Here is a 23,746-nt window from a genome sequence, read left to right as displayed (position 1 = left end):
AGTATTTTGTATCGACCAAACTAACCTGACGTTTTCTTGCGATAGCCATGTGACACCTTGCTTAATTATTGCACTAACCAGAGCTTAGTTAATTACACTGATATTACAAATATTAAGATGGGTGTCTGCATTAAAAATAATGTTCATACGATTGATTAGTAAAGTTGTCTACGCCGCATAAAAATGCACGGCGTACACAGCGCGAAATACAGTGATAGTATTTTGTATCGACCAAACTTACCTGACGTTTTCTTGCGATAGCCATGTGACACCCTGCTTAATTATTGCACTAAAAAGAGCATAGTTAATTACACTGATATTACAAATATTAAGGTGGGTGTCTGCATTAAAAATATTTCAACTGTAAACCTAAATACCAAATTCGGTTAATCACTTACTGATATCTGGCACCTTCTTTTAGTAATAACTACTTTTCCTAATAGCTGCTTTTTTACAAACAAAAAAGGCGCTTTAAAAAGCGCCTTTTAATTATTTTATTACGAATTTTACTCTGCGGCTTGCGCTACATTTGGTAAGTTAATTTTCGCTTGAGCTTTTAATGACTCAATAAACACCATGTAGTTTTTGTTTGCTTGTGCCATGGTAATGTTTTGCTGAATTTGTGGGTCAATATTATCTGCAACTTCAGCGTTCATTACCGATTTAAGCGCAACAATCGCAGCATCACCATTATTTAAATTAACTAGCTCAACGATTGCTGAATCAGTTGGGTGAGCCATTTTAAATGTTTGCGTCACAATAGCTGGCGAAACAGTATAGCTCTGACGCGTTAACTGCGCTTCTTGGCGAACTGTTAAGTTTTGCTCAGCGGCAACGTCATTTAAACTCTTGCCTGCTTGTACTTCTGCAAAGAGTGTACGGGCTTTTTCTTTAGCAAGCGCTGATGTTTTCTCGTTAACTAAGCTGGCTTTAATTTGCTCGCTTACATCGCTTAGTGCTTTAGTGGCAGCTGGCTCATGTTCATTAACACGCACCACAATAACATGCTCATTACCTAACTCAATCAGCTCTGAGTTTACTTTATCTTCAAGTAAATCAACTGATGTTAATGCTGTAATAACTGCAGGGCTGTTTAACGGCTCTGGTAGCTCATTTAGCGCTACAAGTGGAGTAGACTTAATCTCTACACCCGCGGCTTCTGCTGCATCAACTAAGCGGTCTGAAATTTCAAACGCAAGCGCGGCCATTTCTGTTTGCTTTTCGTAAAATGCATCTACTTTTTCAGCTTTTTCTAGTTCTGCACGTAAATCTGCTTTTACATCATCGTAGGCTTTTACTTGCTGCGCCTGTAGGTCGGTTAGTTTAATAATGTGGTAACCAAATTCTGATGCTATAACGTCTGAGTAGTCACCTTTATTTTCGAGCGCAAATGCTGCGTCTTCAAAAACAGGATCCATTACATCACGTTCTATCCACTCTAAATCGCCACCCATTTCGCCACTTACAATATCATCAGACGATGACTCTGCTAGCTCGGCAAAATCAGCACCTTGATTTAATTGCGCTAATAAAGACTCTGCTTTTGCTTTAGCTGCATCATCGTCTTCACTGTTATCAATTAAAATATGCGAAACACGACGCTTTTCAGGCTCAACGTATTGCGCTTTACTTTGTTCGTAATAGGCTTTTACGTCATCTTCAGTTACTGAAGCAACTGTAATGTCTTGCGCTTTTAGCTCTATGTAATTAACCGATAAACGCTCAGGAGATAAAAACTGGCCGCTATTTAATTCATAGTAATCAGCTATTTCTTGCTCACTCACTACAACACTGTCTTGCATTGCTTCTTTATTAACTACTAGGTAGTCAATGCTGCGCGTTTGTTGTTGTAGAGCAATGGCACTCTCAAGTTCATTTTTTAGCGCAAAATCACTTCCCGCAACAGCAGATACAAGCTGGCTGCGTGTCATGTCTTTACGTAAATACTCGCGAAATGAGTCTGGTTGAAAGTTCATTTGACGAATAACTTGCAAGTAACGGTCGTTGTTAAAGCTTTCACCAATTTTAAAATAAGGTAATTCTAAAATGGTTTGTCTTACACTTTCATCGCTTACACGAAGGCCTAACTCTGCCGCTAGTTGAGTTTGCAGTTCTTGTTGTACTAAACGGTCAATTACACCTTGGCGTATTTGCGCCATGTAATTTGGATCGGCTGCAATTTGGGTAAAGTATTCACCAAACTGTTGCTCTAATCGGCCTCGTTCATTTTGAAACGCACGATTAAATTCGGTTTGACTAATTTTAATACCATTTACTTCAGCAACAGGTTGTTCTGTGGTTTGACCTAGGTAACTACCAATTCCTGCTAAAGCAAAAGATAAAATCACGGCGCCTAAAATTACTTTGGCTATAGGTCCTTGCGAACCTTCTCTGATTTTCTCAAGCATTTGTTTATCTCTTTTCTGAGCAAGGTTTTTACCTTGTCATATGTAAAAAAAGCGTATCTTACCAGATACGCTTTTTCACTTGAAGTAACTGGCGGTAAAGTTACTTAATTCATCTTCTGTGGTCATTAAGTATTTTTACACTCGCCACAACTAATGTGTTTAAAACAGTGATTAGTTTACTGCGTCTTTTAGTGCTTTACCTGCTTTAAATGCAGGGATAGTTGCAGCAGCAATTTGAATTGTTTCGCCAGTTTGTGGGTTACGGCCTGAACGTGCAGCACGGTCACGAACTGAAAAAGTACCAAAACCAACAAGTGCAACTGAGTCGCCTTCTTTAAGTGCGCCAGTAACTGATTCGATAAATGAATCTAGTGCACGACCTGCAGCCGCTTTAGAAATGTCAGCATCAGCTGCGATTTGATCGATTAATTGAGATTTATTCACAATATCATCCTCTTTAATTGTTGTTATCAAGAGCGATTGTTTTTTACTAACATCACTGTTTTGAAAATTTAGAGCAAACTATTATGCTCATACGATTATATTTTTCTTAAGCCTAGTAACCATAAGGGCTAGGCTTGAAAACCAGTGCTTAACTTATCATACCGTTTAGATTTGAAAAGCCCCTAAAAGCACTTTTTTAGCGTTTTTTATCGGTTTTTCGGCGTTTCGACTGAAAAACTATCAACTGGGTGCACTAAAGCAAGTTTTAATACTTCATCAATCCATGTAACTGGGTGAATATCGAGGCCAGCCAATACGTTGTCTGGGATCTCTTTTAGGTCACGTTCGTTAATTTTTGGAATAATAACCGTTTTAATACCGCCGCGATGCGCTGCTAATAATTTCTCTTTTAAGCCACCAATTGGTAGTACTTCACCACGCAATGTAATTTCGCCTGTCATGGCAACATCGGCACGTACCGGATTACCAGTTAAGCTCGACACTAAACCAGTTACCATAGCAGCACCTGCACTTGGACCATCTTTAGGCGTTGCGCCTTCTGGTACGTGTACATGAATATCGCGCTTTTCATAAAAATCACTGTTAATACGAAACTCTTCCGCTCGGTTTCGTACTACTGTCATGGCTGCTTGTATCGACTCTTGCATTACATCACCTAATGAGCCGGTATAGCTAAGCTTACCTTTACCTGGTACTGCGGCGCATTCAATAGTTAGCAAGTCGCCGCCCACTTCAGTCCATGCAAGGCCTGTAACTTGGCCAATACGGTCGCCGTCTTCTGCTTTACCGTAATCAAAGCGTTGCACCCCTAAAAAGTCCTCTAGGTTGTGCTCATCGATAGTGACTGTTGTGGTGTCTTTTTCGATTAAAATATTTTTAACCGCTTTACGACATAGTTTAGATATTTCGCGCTCTAAATTACGTACACCCGCTTCACGCGTGTAATAACGAATAATACCGGTAATGGCACTATCGGCTATCTCAATTTCATGCTCTTTTAAGCCATTACGCTTAACTTGCTTGGTAATTAAGTGCTGTTTAGCAATATTTAGTTTTTCATCTTCGGTGTAACCCGACAAACGAATAACTTCCATTCGATCTAGTAACGGCCCTGGAATGTTAAAGCTGTTTGATGTAGCAACAAACATCACATCCGACAAATCGTAGTCAACTTCTAGGTAGTGATCGGCAAAATGACTATTTTGCTCAGGATCTAACACCTCAAGTAATGCAGATGCGGGATCACCACGCATGTCTGATGACATTTTGTCGATTTCATCAAGTAAAAACAATGGGTTTTTAACGCCCACTTTTGTCATATTCTGAATCATTTTACCTGGCATTGAGCCAATGTAAGTACGACGATGGCCACGAATTTCAGCTTCATCACGTACACCGCCAAGCGCCATACGAATATACTTACGGCCGGTAGAGCGTGCAATAGATTGACCTAAAGAGGTTTTACCCACACCAGGCGGCCCTACTAGACACAAAATAGGCCCTTTAAGCTTGTTAGTACGTTGTTGCACCGCTAGGTACTCTAAAATACGTTCTTTAACTTTTTCTAAGCCGTAATGGTCGCTATCAAGTATTTTTTGCGCGCCAGCTAAATCTTTTTTAACTTTTGAGCGTTTTTTCCACGGTACACTAATTAGTGTATCTATGTATGAGCGCACTACACTGGCTTCTGCCGACATTGGCGACATCATTTTTAGCTTACTTAACTCAGCCGTCGCTTTTTCTTTTGCTTCGGTTGGCATGCCCGACTCTTCAATACGCTTTTTCAGCGCTTCAAACTCATCTGGCACATCATCAAGTTCACCGAGCTCTTTTTGAATCGCTTTCATTTGCTCATTGAGGTAATACTCGCGCTGTGATTTTTCCATTTGCTTTTTAACGCGGCTACGTATTTTTTTCTCAACTTGCAGTAAATCTATTTCGCCTTCCATTAGCGCCATTAAGTATTCTAAGCGTTCGGTAACACTTGAGGTTTCTAATACTTTTTGTTTTTCAGGCACTTTTAATGGCATATGAGCTGCCATGGTATCGGCAAGGCGCGCCGGATCGTCAATCCCCGAAACCGAAGTAAGTACTTCTGGTGGGATTTTTTTATTGAGTTTTACATAGCCTTCAAATTGGCTAATTGCGCTGCGAATAAACACATCTTGCTCATGCTCATCTATTGATTCTGATTCAATAAACTGCGCATTAGCTACAAAAAATTCTTCGCTATCAATAAACTCTTCAATTTTTGCGCGCTGCGTACCTTCTACTAAAACTTTTACTGTACCGTCTGGTAACTTTAATAACTGAAGTACAGTGGCAATAGTACCAACACGATAAATATCATCTTGCTCAGGCTCATCTACGGTTGCATCTTTTTGGGCAACCAAGAAAATTTGTTTGTCTTTATCCATTGCCGCTTCAAGGCATTTTATTGATTTTTCACGGCCTACAAAAAGCGGGATCACCATGTGCGGATATACCACTACATCGCGCAGTGCTAATACTGGGATTTCGACTCGATCGGTTCTCTCAAGCGTCATTATATTTCTCTTTGCACTTCATTTATTTTAAAGATTACTCAAGTATATGGGGATAACCTAATTAAAGTTCAACGATTTTCCCGTACTCAATTAAATTAATTATAAAAAAAGGAGCCTTAGGCTCCTTTTTAAATCAAATAGCTTAAAAACTACTCAGATGCTGCTTTATCTTGATTATTATTTTCATAAATCAAAATTGGGTCTGATTCACCTTTAATTACGGTTTCATCTATAACCACTTTGCTTACATTATCCATAGAAGGTAGCTCATACATAGTATCAAGTAATACACCTTCAACGATTGAACGCAAACCACGAGCACCTGTTTTACGCTCCATTGCTTTGTGGGCAATTGCAGCTAAGGCATCATCGCGAAACTCAAGCTCAACATCTTCCATACCAAACAATACTGAAAACTGTTTAGTAATGGCGTTTTTAGGCTCACTTAAAATTTGTATTAGTGCAGCTTCATCAAGTTCAGTTAATGTAGCAACTACCGGTAAACGGCCGATAAACTCAGGGATCAAGCCGTACTTAACTAAATCCTCTGGCTCTACGTCTTTAAATGTATCACTTAAAGAACGGCTCGCTGCAGACTCTTTAACATCAACACCAAAACCAATACCGGTATTTTTATGGCTACGTTGCTCAATCACTTTATCAAGACCTGAGAATGCGCCACCACAAATAAACAAGATTTTAGACGTATCTACTTGTAAAAACTCTTGCTGTGGGTGCTTACGGCCACCTTGTGGTGGAACCGAAGCTATGGTGCCTTCTATCAGTTTAAGTAGTGCTTGTTGCACGCCTTCGCCTGATACATCACGCGTAATTGACGGGTTGTCTGATTTACGAGAAATTTTATCAATTTCATCTATGTAAACAATACCACGTTGTGCTTTTTCTACATCGTAATCGCATTTTTGTAACAGCTTTTGAATGATGTTTTCAACATCTTCACCCACATAACCCGCTTCGGTTAATGTGGTTGCATCGGCCATAGTAAACGGCACATCTAATAAGCGTGCTAACGTTTCTGCTAGTAATGTTTTACCACTACCTGTAGGGCCAATTAATAAGATATTACTTTTACTTAGTTCAATATCTTGCTTAGTCGACTGATTACGTAGGCGTTTGTAATGGTTGTATACCGCTACAGACAATACTTTTTTAGCATGGTCTTGGCCAATAACATAGTCGTCTAAGTGTTTACGAATTTCTTTTGGTACAGGTAGTTTGTCAGAGGCATCGTGCTTAGGCGCAATGTCTTTTATTTCTTCTCTGATAATATCGTTACACAACTCTACACATTCATCACAAACATATACTGAAGGGCCTGCAATTAATTTGCGTACTTCATGTTGGCTTTTGCCGCAAAAAGAACAGTATAACAATTTACTACTTTTGTCGCCGTCTGTAGGAGTGTCAGACATTCAGCTACCTCATTTTATACGTTGGCCACCAAATTGGTCGATGGCTATTTCAATACGTTTTAACTATACCAAAATTTAATTTTTTCGCATAGTAACTCAAAGTGGCAAACAGCCTAGCTGTTTGCCAAACGCTTACTTGCTAGCGCGATTTTTAAATACTGAGTCTACAATGCCGTAATCTACAGCTTGATCAGCACTCATAAAGTTATCACGATCAGTGTCTTTAGAAATCACGTCTAATGGTTGGCCTGTATGCTCAGCCATTAAGCGGTTTAGCTTGTCTTTAATAGACAGGATTTCTTTGGCATGTATTTCAAAGTCAGATGCTTGACCTTGGAAACCACCTAATGGTTGGTGGATCATTACGCGCGAGTTCGGTAGACAAAAACGTTTGCCCTTTGCCCCAGCGGTAAGTAAAAAAGCACCCATGCTAGCAGCTTGACCTACACAAATTGTACTTACATCTGGTTTAATGAAGTTCATTGTGTCGTAAATTGCCATACCCGCAGTAACCGAACCACCTGGTGAGTTTATATATAAAAAGATATCTTTATCTGGGTTTTCTGATTCTAAGAACAACATTTGCGCTAAAATCAGGTTTGCCATGTTGTCTTCAACAGGACCCGTTAAAAAGATAATACGCTCTTTTAATAATCTCGAATAAATGTCATACGAGCGCTCGCCTTTAGGTGTTTGTTCAACAACCATAGGGACCAATGCGTTTAGGGGATCTGTAATACCAATATTCATACTTATTTAATTCCTTATGCGCTTATACTTGTCCTTATTAAAGAAAAGCATAGTTATCATTTTTCGCAAATTAAGAACCACAAACTAAAATGGCCCGAGCACACTGCATAAACAGAGTAACACGAGCCATTTAATCGTTAGCGAGCACTTAAGTCAATGACTTATTAAGCACCTTGCTGTGGATTCATGATGTCGTCAAATGCTGTTTCAACGTCAGTCACAGTTGCTTTAGCTAAGATAGCCTCAACAGCTTGCTCTTCCATTGCTACATTACGCATTTGCTGCATAAGTTGATCATTCGCTTTGTAGTATTCTACTACTTCAGTTGGATCTTCGTATGCAGAAGCTACCGTTGCGATTAATGCTTCAACTTTAGCGTCGTCAACTTTAATCTCGTTAGCTTTAATCACTTCACCTAATAAAAGGCCAGTTTTAACACGTGTTACTGCTTGCTCATGGAACAATTCAGCAGGAAGCTCAGGCATGTTTTGCGCATCGCCACCAAAACGTTGAGCAGCTTGCTGACGTAATGCGTCAACTTCTTGATCAACTAGTGCTTTAGGCACTTCAATTTCGTTGTTCGCTAAAAGACCTTTAATAGCTTGATCTTTAACGTTAGCTTTAACCGCTTGGTCTAGCTCACGTGTCATGTTCTTTTTAACTTCAACTTTAAGCGCGTCAACACCACCTTCGGTAACACCGAATTTAGTTGCAAATTCTTCGCTTAATTCAGGTAACTCTTGCGCTTCAACTTTTTTCACTGTGATAGTGAATTGAGCCGCTTTACCTTTTAAGTTTTCAGCATGGTAATCATCAGGGAAAGTTACGTCAGCAATTGCTTCTTCGCCTGCTTTTTTACCTACGATATTATCTTCAAAACCTGGGATCATACGACCTTGGCCAAGTTCTAATGGGAAGTCTTCAGCTTTGCCGCCTTCAAATACTTCACCGTCGATAGTACCTACAAAATCAACCGTTACACGGTCGTTTTCGCCAGCAGCTGTATCAACTTCAGCCCAGTCTGCGTGTTGCTTACGAAGTGTTTCTAGCATGTTAGCTAAATCTTCGTCAGTTACTGTTACGGCTGGTTTTTCAACTGTAATTTTGTCTAAACCTTGAACTTCAACTTCAGGGTAAACTTCAAACGTAGCCGAAAACTCTAAATCTTTACCAGCTTCAAGTGCTTTTGGAGCAAATGTTGGTGCGCCAGCTGGGTTAATTTTTTCTGAAACAATTGCTTCATAGAAATTACGTTGCATTACTTCGCCAGCAACTTCTTGACGAACTGCTGGTCCAAAACGCTTGTTAATTACTGATGCTGGAACTTTACCAGCACGGAAGCCATCAATACGCTGCGTTTTTGACAGTTGTTGTAAGCGTTTTTTTACTTCATTCTCAACGTTCTCTGCAGGAACGGTGATGGTCAGACGGCGCTCAAGGCCTTGGGTCGTCTCAACAGAAACTTGCATGATTTACCTCAATCTTCAATTTTGGCGACTGTTCGCCTTCTTTACACACAAAGTCATCTTTAGGAGTCTTGATAAAATTTAAACCTTTGTGGCTTAAAAACATTCGTCGCTACCACCAGATACCATTGCTGCTCTGCCCTGCGGGCACTATATTAAAATAATAGACGCGGCATTATAACGTAATATTGATGATAGTCGAGTGTAGGAAACAATTTTTTGAAGCACAATTGTGTTATTAGTAATCAAGCGAATAAAAAACAGGCTAATTTAGCAGCTAATCAAAAGTATAAAATTATAGTTTATAAGTTCTAAAATAGTTTATTAGTGAGTTTTTATTATTTATTTTCGAATATTAACAATCTCTGGTTTAACAAAGTGCTCGATAATACTGATTTTGAAGTGAGTAGTGCGTGTAATATCAAAACCATTTTCATTTATTATTGTTAATAAAGAAAATGGTCGGCGATGCAGGATTTGAACCTGCGACCCCTTGGACCCAAACCAAGTGCGCTACCAAACTGCGCTAATCGCCGATATATTTTTTATACTTAACTTTTGAATACTTAAACTTTGTATTTAAGACCATTTATAAGAAAATGGTCGGCGATGCAGGATTTGAACCTGCGACCCCTTGGACCCAAACCAAGTGCGCTACCAAACTGCGCTAATCGCCGATACTCTTTGTAAATTGGGGTGACTGATGGGGCTCGAACCCACGACAACCGGAATCACAATCCGGGGCTCTACCAACTGAGCTACAATCACCACGGTATTTACTTGTTTTCAAATGGTGCACCCAGAAGGATTCGAACCTTCGACCCACGCCTTAGAAGGGCGTTGCTCTATCCAGCTGAGCTATGGGCGCATCGAAAACTTCATAGTTTACCAATAAGCTAATTACGTAAGTACAATGGCTTTGTGCAAATGTACTATTGCATTAATACCCAAATAATATCCACTTAGCTTAATTACTTAAGAAAGTGGTCGGCGATGCAGGATTTGAACCTGCGACCCCTTGGACCCAAACCAAGTGCGCTACCAAACTGCGCTAATCGCCGATGCTTATAATTGTTAGCGAGTGACCTCGTTGACAACGGGGTGCATAATAGTGATTTGGCTGGGTTAGGTCAAACGTTTTTTTAAGAAAACAATTCAATTGCTCACTTTTAGTTCATAATAGCCAGAATAACCTAATAGCCGGCTGAAATTTAGACTATTTTGTATAATCAAATACGCTATTAGCTAAAAGCAACTTGGCGCTTTAGTGCTTTTCTGCGAAAATAGTAAACATATTAAAAATGGATTTAATAAAGTAAGTATTTCTTTATTACATTACCCCTATTTTTTGTATATCCATTTTAAGTATCTGTATCAAGTTAATTAACCCTAATTAAAGGTCACCCATGACGGCAAACATCATTGATGGTAAAGCAATAGCAAAACAAGTACGTAGCGCAGTTGCACAACGCGTTTCAGAGCGAGTAGCACAAAACCTTCGTGCGCCCGGTCTTGCAGTAGTGCTTGTAGGACTCGACCCTGCGAGTCAGGTTTATGTTGGCTCAAAACGTAAAGCCTGTGAAGAAGTTGGTTTTATCTCTAAATCTTTTGATTTACCAGCAAATACCACTGAGCAAACACTATTAGAGTTAATTGATGAATTAAACAACGATCAAGAAATTGACGGTATTTTAGTACAACTCCCTTTACCTGAAGGTCTTGATGTAGAAAAGATTCTTGAACGTATTACTCCGCATAAAGATGTAGATGGTTTTCATCCTTACAATATAGGCCGACTAGCCCAACGTATGCCAGCCCTTCGTCCTTGTACACCAAAAGGTATTATTACCTTACTTGACTCAACGGGTGTGCGTTATAAAGGATTGCATGCTGTGGTTGTAGGTGCATCTAATATTGTAGGGCGTCCTATGGCACTAGAGCTATTGTTAGCTGGTTGCACTACCACTGTTTGTCATAAGTTTACACAAGACTTAGAAACCCATGTTCGTCGGGCCGATTTATTAGTGGTTGCAGTTGGTAAACCTGAATTTATTCCTGGTGACTGGGTTAAAGAAGGTGCGATTGTTATTGATGTAGGTATTAACCGCTTAGATAGCGGTAAGTTAGTGGGTGATGTTGAATATAGTGTTGCTGAGCAAAAAGCTGACTTTATTACCCCTGTACCTGGTGGTGTAGGCCCTATGACAGTGGCAAGCTTGATTGAAAACACCCTCGAAGCGTGTGAAAAATATCATAGCTAAGCGCTAACAGAATCAAAAAAGGGTTGCCAAGTGGCAACCCTTTTTAATGCAACTAATAAAGTTAGTTATTATTTTTGAAATAAACCAATTACGCTTTACGCCAAGTGGTTTTACCGGCTGAATCTTCTAGTATTACGCCTAACGCACTAAGTGCATCGCGCGCTTCATCAGCAGCAGCCCAGTTTTTACTAGCACGCGCATCGTTACGCTTAACTATTAGCGCTTCAATTTGTGCTACTTCATCATCGTCTTGCCCACCTTGTAAAAAGGCTTCTGGGTCCTGCTGAGCAACACCTAGCACTTCGCTTATGCTACCTAGTATAAATGCTAACTGCCCTGCTTGCTGGCTATCAATATCTTTTACGCGGTTTAGCTCTTTAGCTAGCTCAAACAACACAGGTAATGCTTCTGGTGTATTAAAGTCATCATCCATCGCCTTTCTAAACTTAATAACATACTCGTTGTCATCAAGCTCACACGCTACTGGTTCAACCCCACGAAGTGCTGTATAAATACGTTCAAGTGATGAGCGAGCTTGATCTAAATTTTCTTGCGAATAATTTAGCTGGCTGCGGTAATGGCCCGAGATTAAAAAGTAACGTACCGATTCTGCATCGTACTGTTTTAACACTTCACGCACAGTAAAAAAGTTATCTAACGATTTAGACATTTTTTCTTTATTTACTTGCACCATACCCGTGTGGATCCAAGTATTTACATACTTGCCATTATTTGCACAGCACGATTGTGCAATTTCGTTTTCGTGATGCGGAAACTGTAAGTCAGAACCCCCACCATGAATATCAAAATGCTCACCCAAATGCTTTGAGCTCATAGCAGAACATTCAATATGCCAACCTGGACGCCCTTCGCCCCATGGAGATGACCATGATGGCTCACCCGCTTTGGCTTTTTTCCACAATACAAAATCAAGCGGATCGTCTTTATCCTGAGCAACCTCAACACGCGATCCTGATTGCAGCATGGTTAAATCTTGCTGCGATAATGCGCCGTACTGCTCAAAGGTAGAAACATCAAACAATACATCGCCATCGGCAGCAACATAAGCATGGCCTTTGGTAATTAAGCGCTCAACCATTTCAATAATTTCATCCATGTGCGCAGTTACTGTTGGTTCAACATCGGGGCGTAACATGTTTAAACTATCAAAATCTTCATGCATGGCTTTCGTCATGCGCACAGTTAAGTCGTTTATTGACTCGCCATTTTCGTTAGCGCGTTTAATTATTTTGTCATCAACATCGGTAATATTACGCACATATTTTAAATCGTAACCAATGTGGCGAAGGTAGCGAACAATCACATCGAAGCCAACAAAGGTACGCGCATGCCCAATATGACAGTAATCATAAATGGTGATACCACACACATACATGTCGATTTTACCTTCGACCATTGGTTTAAATTGCTCTTTTTGTCGCGTTAGTGTGTTGTATATATTAACCATTTACTTTGAGTCCTTGACTATTAACTTGAACAGCTATGTTACCACTTGCAAAGCCCCTGCTCTAGCGCTTTATAACAAAGCAAACATCTACTTTGTTAATCTTAGCTAACTGAGATAAAATAGCGCGACTATTTAAACCAGATACAGGAAACCTCATGGTTGTTCTACACACTAATTTTGGTGACATCACCATTAAAATGTTTGCTCAAGAAGCTCCAAACACAGTTAAAAACTTTTTAGAGTATGCAAATGCTGGCTTTTTCAACGGCACTATCTTTCATCGTGTAATCGATGGTTTTATGGTTCAAGGCGGTGGTTTTATCCCTGGTATGGATCAAAAAGAAGTAAATGATCCAATTAAAAATGAAGCTAACAATGGCCTATCAAATAAAGTAGGTACTTTAGCAATGGCACGTACGCCTGATCCTCATTCAGCTACAGCGCAATTTTTCATTAACGTTAACGACAACGATTTTTTAAACCACAGCAGCGAAACGTCGCAAGGCTGGGGTTACTGTGTATTTGCTGAAGTTGTTGAAGGCATGGACATAGTTAATAAAATTAAAGGCGTAGCAACTGGTAGCAACGGCTTTCATCAAGACGTACCACTTGAAGATGTAATTATCGAAAGCGTTACTGTTAACTAATAGCGTTTACTCACATTATGTGAGTATATAAGCGGGTATTAATATAAATTAAGTTTAAATATTTACTTAATTTATATAAGCCCGCTTTTATTTTATCTAAAAAGACTCATCTATGACTCGCAAAACTTATTTTATTGCCGACTTACACCTAAGTGAAAACCGCCCTGATATTAGCGCGGCATTTTTTAGCTTTTTAAATACGCACATACTTCATCAAGATGTAGATGCACTGTACATTTTAGGTGATTTTTTTGAAGTATGGGTTGGCGACGATTACATTACAACGCTGAGCGCTAATGTAGCAAAGCATTTAAAAGCAGTCAGTGATGGCGGTACACCGGTTTATTTTATTCATGGTAATCGCGACTTTATTATGCGCGACAAGTATGCCGCAATGGCAGGCATGACCTTACTTGATGAGCAAACCGTAATAGATTTATACGGTACACCAACGGTTATTTTACATGGCGATGAAATGTGTACTCAAGATATAGAGTACCAAAAGTTTCGTCGTAAAAGCCGCGGATGGTGGTGGCCAAAACTAATGTTGGCTATGCCACTATGGTATCGTAAAAAAATAGCCCGTAATGCACGTGAAAAAAGTAAACTTAGCCAAGCCAATAAACCCCTTGAAATACTCGATGTGATTGATGACGCCGTACTCGCTACTTTTGCTAAGCACCAGGTCACTAATATGATCCACGGTCATACTCATCGCCCTAATGTGCATACTTACACAGTAAACCAAGAAACTTTAACGCGTACAGTTTTAGGTGACTGGTACACCCAAGGCTCATATTTAGTGGTTACACCACAGGCTCAAAAGTTAATTAGCACTCCTTTTAAGGCGTAAAATGAGTGCTACAAAAGGTTAGTTTTTTAATGCAGGAATACCGCTATGAAATTTAAAGTCGGTATCGGGCGTTGCAATGAGCTCACGTTCTTTTTCTGCAAAAAACTGCACTCGCTCGGTAATATCAAAGTCGGCAATTTCTTGCGCCAGCGTTAAATAATCTTGATAATGTCGCGCTTCAGAGCGCAATAGCGATATATAAAAGTCACCTAAACGTTTATCTACATGCGGAGCAAGCTTAGCAAAACGCTCACACGATCGCGCCTCAATGTAAGCACCCACTATAAGCTTATCGACCAGAGCATCTGGCTCAAAGGTTTTCACATTGCGCAGCATACCTTTAGCATAACGACATGGGGTAATACTTCTATATTCAACACCGTACTCGTCCATAATTTCTAATACTTGATAAAAATGATGCAACTCTTCTTTTATTAGCATCACCATTTTATCGATTAACTCTTGCCCATACGGCGAGTTAGATTTAGGAATAATAGCCTTGGTAAGCTTGTTTTTAGCCGCTAAGTCACGCCAATTACCTTCACGTTTATAAATTAATGTTTCAAACGGTTTTAGCCACTCAAGCAGAGCGTCGCTACTTTCTTTATCCACCGCATACTTACGAATTAAAAACATCGCTGATTGCGCTGCCTTTAATTCACATATCAAATGGTCGATTAATATAATCGATAAATTTTCTTTTTTTATCGCTTCATCAACCCACTGCTGTGGGGTTTCGCATTTTAAAAAACTTAAAATTGGCGCTAATAATTGTTGCGTAGACACTTTTTGCATATCTCAGTATAACTTTAAACTTAATAACGATTTTACCATGAAACCTTTTTAAAAGATCACCACGGCCTACTTTTACATGGGTATCATTTACAACTTCAAAATGTTAATACAATGTTGCCTTGACTTTGTATTGCAAGTGAACCATAACTGTATAGTGACTGTATAAAAATAAAACAGTAAAAAACTAATAAGTTACTTTTATGGAGTAAACACTATGATACTAAACCACCTATGGGGGCTTTACGCTCACCCACTTGAAGAATGGCAAACAATTGATAACCGCCATGAAAGCCTAACTTATAGCCTCTCGCATATTGTGTTGATAGCGCTGTTTCCCTCGGTTATGGGGTACTATTCATCGGTATATTTAGGATGGAGCATAGGTACAGGAAACCCCGTATTTTTAACCCATGACAGTGCACTACTTATTGCAATTGCAATGTATGTGGCGCTAATTGCGGGTATATTTGCTTTGGCTTATTTAGCCCACTGGATGGGAGTAACCTTTGGTGCTCAGCCCACTTTCACTCAAGCTCTCGAACTAGCAGCTTATACTGCAACCCCGGTGTTTATGTCGGCACTAGCTGCTTTTTTACCGCACTTATGGTTTGTGGTGTGCGTAGGCATGGTTGCTTTGGCTTACTCGGTTTATTTACTTTATACCGGTGTGCCAATATTAATGCATATACCAGAAGAACGAGGCTTTATTTACGCAAGCTCTGTAGTAACTTGTGGCTTAATTTTACTGGTTATTATTTTAGCGGTTACCGCTATGCTATGGACTAATGGAATAGTGAGCCCCATGTTTACATAAGCACTGCACCGCGTTGGAGTAAAAGTATTTGTGCTTTTTTGCACAAAAAAAAGGAGCTAATTAGCTCCTTTTTTATTTAAATATTTTTAACGATTAGTCTGATTCGTTTTCATCTTGATTATGAATCTCTAACCCTGCAGACATCGCATTTTCGCGAGTACTTTTTGCAGAGTCATTACGCATTTTATCAATACGATTTAAGTAATCTTGATCAATGTCGCCAGTTATATATTGGCCATCGAATACTGATGTTTCAAATTTAGTGATTTCAGGGTTTTCTTTGCCAACCGCTGCAATCAAATCTTTTAATGACTGAAAAATCAAACCGTCAGAACCAATACTTGCATTAATATCTTCCACTTCACGGCCATGAGCAATCAGCTCGGCTGCAGATGGCATATCAATACCGTACACATTAGGAAAACGTATTTCAGGAGCAGCTGATGCAAAATAAACGTTTTTAGCACCCGACTCTCTAGCCATTTCAACGATTTGCGCTGAGGTAGTACCACGCACAATTGAGTCATCAACCAGTAATACGTTTTTACCTTTAAACTCACGATCTATGGCATTTAACTTTTGACGCACCGATTTTTTACGTAACTCTTGGCCTGGCATAATAAATGTGCGGCCAATGTAACGGTTTTTAACAAAACCTTGGCGGTAAGGTAAATCAAGAACACGGGCTATTTCGAGCGCAATATCACACGATGTTTCAGGAATAGGAATAACCACATCAATGTCTTTATCAGCCCACTCACGTGCTATTTTTTCACCCAATTTAGTTCCCATATTTACCCGTGCTGCATAAACAGACATACGGTCAATGGTTGAATCGGGGCGAGCAAAATAAACAAACTCAAAAATACATGGTGAATAAGATACTTTATCTGCACAGCTTAACGAGTGAAATTCACCGTTTTCGGTTACATAAATAGCTTCACCTGGTGCTACATCACGAATAAATTCAAAACCATCTTGTTTTAGTGCAACACTTTCTGAAGCAAACATGTATTCGGTGCCTTTTGCGCTTTCGCGTTTACCAAATACCAATGGACGAATACCATTAGGGTCACGAAACGCCACCACACCGTGGCCAATAATCATCGCGATAGCAGCATAGCCGCCATTCACTTTGTTATTTACTTCGGTAATAGCGGTAAAAATATCTTCTGCGCCAAGCTGTAGCTTGTTTGATTTACTTAACTCATGCGCAAGAATATTAAGCAATATTTCTGAGTCAGAGGTGGTGTTTACATGGCGTCGTGCTTCTGAAAACAATTGCTCTTTTAACTCTTCTGCATTCGTTAGGTTGCCATTATGTGCTAATGCAATACCAAAAGGAGAGTTTACATAAAATGGCTGCGCTTCTGATGAGCTTGACGAGCCTGCTGTTGGGTAACGAACATGGCCTATGCCAATTGTTCCCTGCAATCGTTTCATATGGCGAGTGTGAAATACATCTCTCACTAAACCATTTGCTTTGCGTAAGCTAAACGTATTGTTGTCAATGGTAATAATACCCGCGGCGTCTTGGCCGCGATGCTGCAAAACAGTTAAGCCATCATAAATCGCCTGATTAACTGGCGATGTTCCGACTATTCCAACGATACCACACATGTAATTTATCCTCGCCGATTAACGGTTTACTGAATTTAAAAAGCTTGAGTTGTTTTCAAGGTATGAAAAAAACCATTCAACAACAAAGCCAAATTCCGGAATCAAAATAGAGTTGCCCCACCAATGCGTACTAGGCGCACCTGTAAAAGCATCAAGAAAGAAGAGTAACGCGCTCACGACCAACACGCCTCGAAGAGCACCAAACACTATGCCAAAAACACGGTCGGTGCCTGATAAACCAGTACGCTGTACTAATTCACCTAAAATGTAGTTTAGTAAACCGCCCAACAATAGCGTCACAAAGAATAATATGGCTATGGCCGCTGCATTTCTTAAAAGGGGTTCAGAAATGGTAGTTAGGAAGGAAGCTAAATATTGATAGAACAAGCTAGAGATGATAAAAGCGCCAGCCCATACAGCTAATGACATAGCTTCTTTAACAAAGCCGCGTATTAAACCGATGACGGTAGATAGTGCAATAATGCCAAGAATGGCGTAATCAACCCAGATCATAAGAACCAATTAGTCGCTAATTTGGGGCGCATTCTATACCTAAACATCGTTAATATGCAAGTTTAAGCGGGAGATAACTGGTTGCCCAAAACAGTAAATTTTAACCTTAATTAAAATAGTTTTGACCAACATATGAGAACTGTAATACGACTAATAAAAACACCTAACCTTGCTACACAAGGCTAGGTGTAACACGTTACTTGGTTACTTCAAATTGCGTTATTTTACCATTGAGCTTAGTTAGCTCTTTAAGTGCTGGTAATTGCTTTTGTAACTCATTTTTATTAAGCGATGGGCCAACAAATACTTTAGTTAATGTACCGTTTGGCGTTTTTACTGGCTTAGTAAAGGTTTTGAACCCTTTAGCTTGCAGCTTTACTTGCAGCGCTTTTACGTTTGCGGCATGAGAAAAACTACCTAATTGAATGACATAAGCCATGCTGGTTAGGTTCTCATTGTTTTGGCGTGGCTTGATTGATTGTACCGGCGCAGCTGCTCTTGGTTGAGCTTTAGGCGCTATTAGCGCCTCTACCACTTTAGCTTCTGATGTATAGTCACTTTGAGCAATATTAGCTTGTTGTTCAAAAGCGATATCATCTGCTTGAATGTCTTCTATCTCATCTTGTTGCAACGAGTCTGCTCCGGCTACGTTTTCATCAATTTCTTGCTGCAGATCGATTGTTTTGAACTCAGAGCGTTCTGGAATCGCTTTAAAGCCTTCTTTATAGTGCACTTTTTCACCATCAAGTATGTTAGGTATAAACACAATTGCTGCTATTACCACGATACTTGTTCCGACTAAGCGATTTATAAAACTTGAGTTCACCGATATTCTCTCTATTTTTTAAAATAATCAATAGCGCCAGCAACGGTAAAAAATGAACCAAAAACAATCAAAACTGTGTCGTTTTGTTGTGTTGGCAAAATTACATCGAGTGCTGCTGCTACGCTATTATAACTATGCTTAATATCATTATGCGGTATGCTTTGTAGCGCATTTTGTAAGTTGCTAGCGCTATCACCACGAGGGCCATTTAAACTCGCTAACGACCATTGATCAACTAAATGGCTTACTTCTTTAAGCACACCTGCTTTATCTTTATCAGCAAGCATAGCGACTAATGCATGAATTTTAAAGCCTTTATCTTTGTAGCTTAGTAATTTACTTGCTAAATATCGAGCCGATTCAGGATTATGCGCTACATCGGTATATACCAAGGGTTGGTCGCTTAACTGCTCAAAACGCCCTTCCACAACCAGGTTTGCTAAACAGGCTTTGATCACCGACTCACTCGGGAGTAAATTTAACACACTTAGCGTGGTTAACGCTGTTGCTGCATTTTGACTAGGAATTGCTGGTTTAGCTAATTCAAGGTTGTACTGTTGATGTTGCCAGCTAAAGGTATCTGCGTGTTCTTTAAATATAAAGTCACTCCCTGATAAAACCATCTTGGCATTTATTTCATCGCCATAATCAGTCATGGTATGGGGAATATTTAAATCGCCAATAATAGCCGGCGTATTTTCACGAAAAATACCCGCTTTGTCATAAGCAACGAGTTCGCGCGTATCACCTAAGTATTCTTTGTGATCTAAATCGATAGTGGTAATAACACTCGCAAAAGGCGTAACAATATTAGTGGCGTCATAACGCCCGCCTAAACCTACCTCTAAGAGTACGTAGTCAACCTCACAGCGCTTAAAAATTGCCAGCGCAGCCAAGGTGCCATATTCAAAATAAGTGAGTGCGGTATCTTTGCGCCCTTGTTCTAGTAAATGAAAGGCATCAACATGATACTGGTCGCTAAGCTCTTGCCCATTTACCCGTACACGTTCGTTATAGTGCGTTAAATGTGGTGAAGCATACGTACCTACGCTAAGGCCTTGCGCTAAAAGTAACGACTCTAGGCAGCGTGCTGTGGTGCCTTTACCATTGGTACCGGCAATCAAAATAATTTTACTTGAGGTGTTTAATAGCCCAATGTTATTAGCAACACTGGCAACGCGTTCTAGCCCCATTGCAATATTTGCAGGGTGAACACTTTCTAAATAAAAAAGCCAATCATCAAGGATTGATGATTGGCTAGGAATTGTTTTTGTCATAGCGTTAGATCAATAAAGCTTAAATTTACGCTACTCTATGCTCTTGCTCAGTAGAAGGCAAGTTCATAAACTTAGCCAAAATGCGTGCCAATGTATCGCGCATTTCACGACGGTCAATAATCATGTCTATTGCACCGTGTTCAAGCAAGAATTCACTACGCTGAAAACCTTCAGGGAGTGTTTCACGCACTGTCTGCTCAATAACACGCGGCCCTGCAAAACCAATTAATGCTTTTGGCTCGCCTACGTTAATGTCGCCCAACATAGCAAGCGATGCAGAAACACCGCCCATTGTTGGATCAGTCATAACTGAAATAAATGGTAAGCCTTTTTCTGTCATTTTAGCAAGCGCGGCACTGGTTTTAGCCATTTGCATTAATGAAATAAGTGCTTCTTGCATACGTGCGCCGCCAGAAGCCGAAAAACAAATAAGTGGCATATTATGCTCTAAGCATTGATCAACAGCGTCAACAAAACGTGCACCTACTACCGATGCCATTGAACCGCCCATAAATGAGAATTCAAATGCTACAGCAGCTACAGGAATACCTTTTAAATGTCCCTTCATTGCCACAAGCGCGTCTTTTTCACCACTTGATTTTTGCGCCGCTGTAATACGGTCAGAGTATTTTTTTGAGTCTCTAAATTTAAGCACATCTTTAGGTTCGTGCTGTGTACCAAGTTCTACACGGTCACCTTCATCTAAAAAATACTCAAGGCGCTTACGCCCACTAATACGCATATGATGATCGCACTTAGGACATACATTCAATGCTTTTTCTAATTCGGCTTTATACAAAATAGAATCACACGATGTACACTTAGCCCAAACACCTTCTGGAATTTCTTTACGACCTGATGCTTTTGTCGTTTTAGGTAAGATTTTTTCTAGCCAACTCATTTGCAACTCTCTTAATGCTGTTCTGTGTCGCGAGCTTGCATGCTTATCATGCAAACAAATTTTCTCAATTAAAACATGAATTACACTAACACGGTATCAAAAACTGGTCTTAGTAGTTGCCAGCGCTTAGATTAAACAGTTAAAAACCACCTAATTAAATACTAATATCTGGTAAAAACAAAGGTCCTAATGGCGTTTTAGGTATGTTAAATTGTTCAGGATAATCAACATCTACCAGGTATAAACCGGCAGCTTTAGCGGTTGCACTTGCCTTTGCTCGCTCTTTTAAATCTAGCAATTCTTTTAGCCAAACAGGTTGTTGTTTATGTAAGCCTATATCCATTAAACAACCCGTTATATTACGTACCATATGATGTAAAAAAGCATTGGCTTTAATATCTATAATAACGTAACTGCCTTGGCGCTGTACCGATAAATGCTGAATTGTTCTAATAGCAGTATTTGCTTGGCAGTGAATAGCGCGGAACGACGTAAAGTCGTATTTACCTATTAAATACTGACACGCTTCTTGCATTTTAGTTTCATCAAGCGTGTGATGAAAGTGCGTAACACCTTCGTTTAATACCGCGCCACGAAGTGGGTTATTATAAATAACATAACGATAACGGCGTGCTGTAGCACTAAAACGAGCATGAAAATCATCAGCCACTGGCTGAGCAAAACGAATAGCAATATCTTTAGGCAACAATGTATTCATGCCTAAAGTAAATGCCACCATATCGCGTGGTGCATCTGTATCAAAGTGCACAACTTGCCCGGTACCATGCACACCGGCATCGGTACGCCCTGCGCATACAATTGCAACCGGATGATTACAAATACGCGATAACGCTGTTTCTACTTCTTGTTGTACGCTGTTTACGTGTGATTGTCGTTGCCAACCACTATAGCGTGCGCCGTTGTATTCAACTCCAAGTGCTACTCGCATAATTACTGCTTTACCTACTGTGCTAATGAACGGGGCATTTTATGCTATCTAGCGATGCAATAAAAGCAGCTGCGCTATAATCAAACCTATCCCGATTAAAAAAGCCCGTAATTAGTAAAATTACGGGCTTTAAATTTATGCTCTTTATTTTATTTAAGTTTAGCTTTTAAGCTAAGCGCTTCTTGTTGAACTTCTTCAGGGCCTTTATTAATAACGTCTTCGATAACCTTAAGCGCTGAGTCAAAATCATCTATTTCAATATAAGCGCGGGCTAAGTCTAATTTAGCAGAATAACCGCCACTTTCAGCATCAACATCTGTTGGGTTATCGCCGGCCAGTAATGAGTCAAAATCACCTAGCCCTACGTCCATATTCACATCATCGTAAGGTTCGTGCTCTGTATCTGCGTCGTCACTTTGCTCTAATAACGCATCAATATCTACAAACTCATCTTTGCTAGTTTGCTCAATAGTATTACTGTTAACAGTTGGCTGTGGCACTAAAGCTGATTCATCAGTATCTATTTCATCACTGAGTAAGTTATTAAAATCAACGTCAAACTCACTACTGTCTGCAATATCCAGCTCATCAGCATCGGCTAATTCATTTAGTAATGCATCAAAGTCGGTCTGAGTTAAATCGGCCATAAACTCGTCATCAAGCTCATCATCCGATGCAACTTCACCGTTATGCGGTAACTCTGTTGGCATTAATGCCGCTTCACGGTCTACATTTGTTTGCTCATCAATTAACTTCTCATCTAACTCTTCATTTAATTGCTCAATTTGAATATCGTCTACTTCGTTAAGCAAATCATCACTAACGTCATCATTTAATTGCTGCTCAGACGAATTACTTGTATCAACCTCTGGTGGTGAGGTTATTGCTAATAATTCATCTTCATTTTGTTGTTCACTATCGAGCTCTGAAAAATCATTTTCAATTAATAGTTCATCGTCAAAGTCATCATTTAAACTATCTAAATTACCACCGGCTAGTAGCGAGTTTGCAAGATCTTGTTCAGCTTGACTCGAGGCCATACCTTTAGCATCACCATCTAGGTTATCGCCTTGCAGCTCTTGCGGAGTAAACGCTTGCTGTTCATCTGCTGTTAGTATTGCATCGTCATTCAGATCTAGCTCAGGGTATTCGTCTACATCAAGCTCTTCGCTTGGCGCTGCTACATCAGGCACTGACTCATCTGCTAATAATTCAGATTCATCATTTTCAATACCTAGAGGGTCGTCACCTAATTCGGCTTCTGTTACATCATTAAAATCATCAACCGACCACTGAGGGGGTTCTACATACTCTTCATCATCGGATGCTTGTTGTAGCTCATTTAAAAGCTCATCAACACTTTTTAAATTATCGTCATTATATTCTTCAAGCGCATCTTCAGGATCGAGTAACGTCTGCGATGTATCTGAGTAATCCTCTATAATTGAATCGCCAAAATCGTCTTGCTCTTCTACTGCAAGCTCTGGTTCTGACTCAAGTGCTGACTCTGTATTTTCACTGAATGATGAGGCAACAGATTCAGCGTCTTCACTATTTAACTCTTGCTGCGCTTTTTCTAAATCCTCTACTGATTCAGCAAGGGCTGTATCTATTTGTGCATCATGTTCATCAAGGTCGTCGTCTAAGTTATCAATTAAGCTGTCGATATCGTCAATATCATCTAAGTCGAAGTCATCAGTTTCTTCTACTAACTCAGCTGTATTATATTGCTCTTCAAGCGCTGCTTCAGGCTG

Annotated in this window: 18 protein-coding genes, 5 tRNA genes and 2 pseudogenes; 4 read left to right on the top strand and 21 right to left on the bottom strand. The window is 39.9% G+C overall.

The window, feature by feature from the left end; genetic code table 11:
- Positions 1-139 precede the first annotated feature (139 nt).
- The 12 genes and pseudogenes from I6F41_RS17535 to I6F41_RS17480 form a co-directional block, all read right to left on the bottom strand.
- Positions 140-265 (bottom strand): annotated as a pseudogene (locus tag I6F41_RS17535) (transposase); the annotation flags it as partial.
- 241 nt (positions 266-506) lie between these two features.
- Positions 507-2,408 (bottom strand): SurA N-terminal domain-containing protein, encoded by a 1,902-nt coding sequence (locus I6F41_RS17530; RefSeq protein WP_197108876.1) that lies wholly within the window; start codon positions 2,406-2,408, stop codon positions 507-509.
- Positions 2,409-2,579: 171 nt separating this feature from the next.
- Positions 2,580-2,888 (bottom strand): annotated as a pseudogene (locus I6F41_RS17525) (HU family DNA-binding protein); the annotation flags it as partial.
- A 170-nt stretch (positions 2,889-3,058) separates the two neighbouring features.
- The gene (gene lon / locus I6F41_RS17520; protein WP_011328718.1) at positions 3,059-5,419 is read right to left on the bottom strand and encodes an endopeptidase La; all 2,361 of its coding nucleotides are present in this window, start codon (positions 5,417-5,419) and stop codon (positions 3,059-3,061) included.
- 149 nt (positions 5,420-5,568) lie between these two features.
- Positions 5,569-6,852, bottom strand: coding sequence for an ATP-dependent protease ATP-binding subunit ClpX (clpX, locus tag I6F41_RS17515; RefSeq protein ID WP_011328719.1), 1,284 nt, complete (start codon positions 6,850-6,852; stop codon positions 5,569-5,571).
- 132 nt (positions 6,853-6,984) lie between these two features.
- Entirely contained in the window at positions 6,985-7,602 is a 618-nt protein-coding gene (gene clpP / locus I6F41_RS17510; RefSeq protein ID WP_011328720.1) for an ATP-dependent Clp endopeptidase proteolytic subunit ClpP, read from the bottom strand.
- 164 nt (positions 7,603-7,766) lie between these two features.
- The gene (tig, locus tag I6F41_RS17505) at positions 7,767-9,071 is read right to left on the bottom strand and encodes a trigger factor (protein ID WP_011328721.1); all 1,305 of its coding nucleotides are present in this window, start codon (positions 9,069-9,071) and stop codon (positions 7,767-7,769) included.
- Between the two features lie 456 nt (positions 9,072-9,527).
- Positions 9,528-9,604, bottom strand: a tRNA-Pro gene (locus I6F41_RS17500).
- Positions 9,605-9,668: 64 nt separating this feature from the next.
- Positions 9,669-9,745, bottom strand: a tRNA-Pro gene (locus I6F41_RS17495).
- Positions 9,746-9,760: 15 nt separating this feature from the next.
- A tRNA-His gene (locus I6F41_RS17490) sits at positions 9,761-9,836 on the bottom strand.
- 23 nt (positions 9,837-9,859) lie between these two features.
- A tRNA-Arg gene (locus tag I6F41_RS17485) sits at positions 9,860-9,936 on the bottom strand.
- Positions 9,937-10,052: 116 nt separating this feature from the next.
- Positions 10,053-10,129: transfer RNA gene (locus tag I6F41_RS17480), tRNA-Pro, on the bottom strand.
- A 345-nt stretch (positions 10,130-10,474) separates the two neighbouring features.
- Between I6F41_RS17480 and folD the strand changes: the two genes are divergently transcribed.
- Positions 10,475-11,329 (top strand): bifunctional methylenetetrahydrofolate dehydrogenase/methenyltetrahydrofolate cyclohydrolase FolD, encoded by an 855-nt coding sequence (gene folD, locus I6F41_RS17475; RefSeq protein ID WP_011328722.1) that lies wholly within the window; start codon positions 10,475-10,477, stop codon positions 11,327-11,329.
- A gap of 88 nt (positions 11,330-11,417) precedes the next feature.
- On the opposite strand, the gene cysS is transcribed toward folD, so the two are convergent.
- Positions 11,418-12,797, bottom strand: coding sequence for a cysteine--tRNA ligase (cysS, locus tag I6F41_RS17470; protein WP_086993300.1), 1,380 nt, complete (start codon positions 12,795-12,797; stop codon positions 11,418-11,420).
- A 155-nt stretch (positions 12,798-12,952) separates the two neighbouring features.
- On the opposite strand from cysS, the gene I6F41_RS17465 reads away from it, so the two are divergent.
- Positions 12,953-13,444, top strand: a complete 492-nt coding sequence (locus I6F41_RS17465; protein WP_193039041.1) for a peptidylprolyl isomerase — start codon at positions 12,953-12,955, stop codon at positions 13,442-13,444.
- Positions 13,445-13,556: 112 nt separating this feature from the next.
- Positions 13,557-14,297: a UDP-2,3-diacylglucosamine diphosphatase gene (locus I6F41_RS17460; protein ID WP_182684165.1), complete on the top strand. Its 741-nt coding sequence runs from the start codon at positions 13,557-13,559 to the stop codon at positions 14,295-14,297.
- An 18-nt stretch (positions 14,298-14,315) separates the two neighbouring features.
- Here I6F41_RS17460 and miaE read toward each other — a convergent pair whose 3' ends face one another.
- Positions 14,316-15,083, bottom strand: a complete 768-nt coding sequence (miaE, locus tag I6F41_RS17455) for a tRNA isopentenyl-2-thiomethyl-A-37 hydroxylase MiaE (protein WP_011328726.1) — start codon at positions 15,081-15,083, stop codon at positions 14,316-14,318.
- A 223-nt stretch (positions 15,084-15,306) separates the two neighbouring features.
- Between miaE and I6F41_RS17450 the strand changes: the two genes are divergently transcribed.
- Positions 15,307-15,906, top strand: coding sequence for a Yip1 family protein (locus I6F41_RS17450; RefSeq protein WP_011328727.1), 600 nt, complete (start codon positions 15,307-15,309; stop codon positions 15,904-15,906).
- A 93-nt stretch (positions 15,907-15,999) separates the two neighbouring features.
- On the opposite strand, the gene purF is transcribed toward I6F41_RS17450, so the two are convergent.
- The 7 genes from purF to I6F41_RS17415 form a co-directional block, all read right to left on the bottom strand.
- Positions 16,000-17,526, bottom strand: a complete 1,527-nt coding sequence (gene purF / locus I6F41_RS17445) for an amidophosphoribosyltransferase (protein WP_089368566.1) — start codon at positions 17,524-17,526, stop codon at positions 16,000-16,002.
- 18 nt (positions 17,527-17,544) lie between these two features.
- Positions 17,545-18,039, bottom strand: coding sequence for a CvpA family protein (locus I6F41_RS17440; RefSeq protein WP_058373811.1), 495 nt, complete (start codon positions 18,037-18,039; stop codon positions 17,545-17,547).
- A 196-nt stretch (positions 18,040-18,235) separates the two neighbouring features.
- Entirely contained in the window at positions 18,236-18,865 is a 630-nt protein-coding gene (locus tag I6F41_RS17435) for an SPOR domain-containing protein (RefSeq protein WP_197108874.1), read from the bottom strand.
- Positions 18,866-18,876: 11 nt separating this feature from the next.
- Positions 18,877-20,142: a bifunctional tetrahydrofolate synthase/dihydrofolate synthase gene (gene folC / locus I6F41_RS17430; RefSeq protein WP_197108872.1), complete on the bottom strand. Its 1,266-nt coding sequence runs from the start codon at positions 20,140-20,142 to the stop codon at positions 18,877-18,879.
- A gap of 25 nt (positions 20,143-20,167) precedes the next feature.
- Positions 20,168-21,043, bottom strand: coding sequence for an acetyl-CoA carboxylase, carboxyltransferase subunit beta (gene accD, locus I6F41_RS17425; protein WP_011328732.1), 876 nt, complete (start codon positions 21,041-21,043; stop codon positions 20,168-20,170).
- Positions 21,044-21,197: 154 nt separating this feature from the next.
- Complete coding sequence (truA, locus tag I6F41_RS17420) at positions 21,198-21,992, bottom strand: tRNA pseudouridine(38-40) synthase TruA (protein ID WP_011328733.1); 795 nt, start codon at positions 21,990-21,992, stop codon at positions 21,198-21,200.
- A gap of 149 nt (positions 21,993-22,141) precedes the next feature.
- Positions 22,142-23,746, bottom strand: a 1,605-nt coding sequence (locus I6F41_RS17415) for a FimV/HubP family polar landmark protein (RefSeq protein WP_331460907.1), incomplete at its 5' end; no start/stop codon positions are given.

It is taken from the genome of Pseudoalteromonas sp. SCQQ13 (assembly GCF_015864415.1).
GTDB classification, from domain to species: Bacteria; Pseudomonadota; Gammaproteobacteria; order Enterobacterales; family Alteromonadaceae; genus Pseudoalteromonas; species Pseudoalteromonas nigrifaciens.
Note: the sequence above shows the minus strand (reverse complement) of the source record. Positions and strands in the feature narration are given on the sequence as shown.

Excerpts from the sequence above, each read along its gene's own strand:
- folD (WP_011328722.1), top strand. The coding sequence starts at position 10,475 with ATGACGGCAAACATCATTGATGGTAAAGCAATAGCAAAACAAGTACGT.
- clpX (WP_011328719.1), bottom strand. The coding sequence starts at position 6,852 with ATGTCTGACACTCCTACAGACGGCGACAAAAGTAGTAAATTGTTATAC.
- lon (WP_011328718.1), bottom strand. The coding sequence starts at position 5,419 with ATGACGCTTGAGAGAACCGATCGAGTCGAAATCCCAGTATTAGCACTG.
- clpP (WP_011328720.1), bottom strand. The coding sequence starts at position 7,602 with ATGAATATTGGTATTACAGATCCCCTAAACGCATTGGTCCCTATGGTT.
- I6F41_RS17460 (WP_182684165.1), top strand. The coding sequence starts at position 13,557 with ATGACTCGCAAAACTTATTTTATTGCCGACTTACACCTAAGTGAAAAC.
- cysS (WP_086993300.1), bottom strand. The coding sequence starts at position 12,797 with ATGGTTAATATATACAACACACTAACGCGACAAAAAGAGCAATTTAAA.
- purF (WP_089368566.1), bottom strand. The coding sequence starts at position 17,526 with ATGTGTGGTATCGTTGGAATAGTCGGAACATCGCCAGTTAATCAGGCG.
- I6F41_RS17440 (WP_058373811.1), bottom strand. The coding sequence starts at position 18,039 with ATGATCTGGGTTGATTACGCCATTCTTGGCATTATTGCACTATCTACC.
- I6F41_RS17530 (WP_197108876.1), bottom strand. The coding sequence starts at position 2,408 with ATGCTTGAGAAAATCAGAGAAGGTTCGCAAGGACCTATAGCCAAAGTA.
- I6F41_RS17465 (WP_193039041.1), top strand. The coding sequence starts at position 12,953 with ATGGTTGTTCTACACACTAATTTTGGTGACATCACCATTAAAATGTTT.
- folC (WP_197108872.1), bottom strand. The coding sequence starts at position 20,142 with ATGACAAAAACAATTCCTAGCCAATCATCAATCCTTGATGATTGGCTT.
- accD (WP_011328732.1), bottom strand. The coding sequence starts at position 21,043 with ATGAGTTGGCTAGAAAAAATCTTACCTAAAACGACAAAAGCATCAGGT.
- truA (WP_011328733.1), bottom strand. The coding sequence starts at position 21,992 with ATGCGAGTAGCACTTGGAGTTGAATACAACGGCGCACGCTATAGTGGT.
- I6F41_RS17450 (WP_011328727.1), top strand. The coding sequence starts at position 15,307 with ATGATACTAAACCACCTATGGGGGCTTTACGCTCACCCACTTGAAGAA.
- tig (WP_011328721.1), bottom strand. The coding sequence starts at position 9,071 with ATGCAAGTTTCTGTTGAGACGACCCAAGGCCTTGAGCGCCGTCTGACC.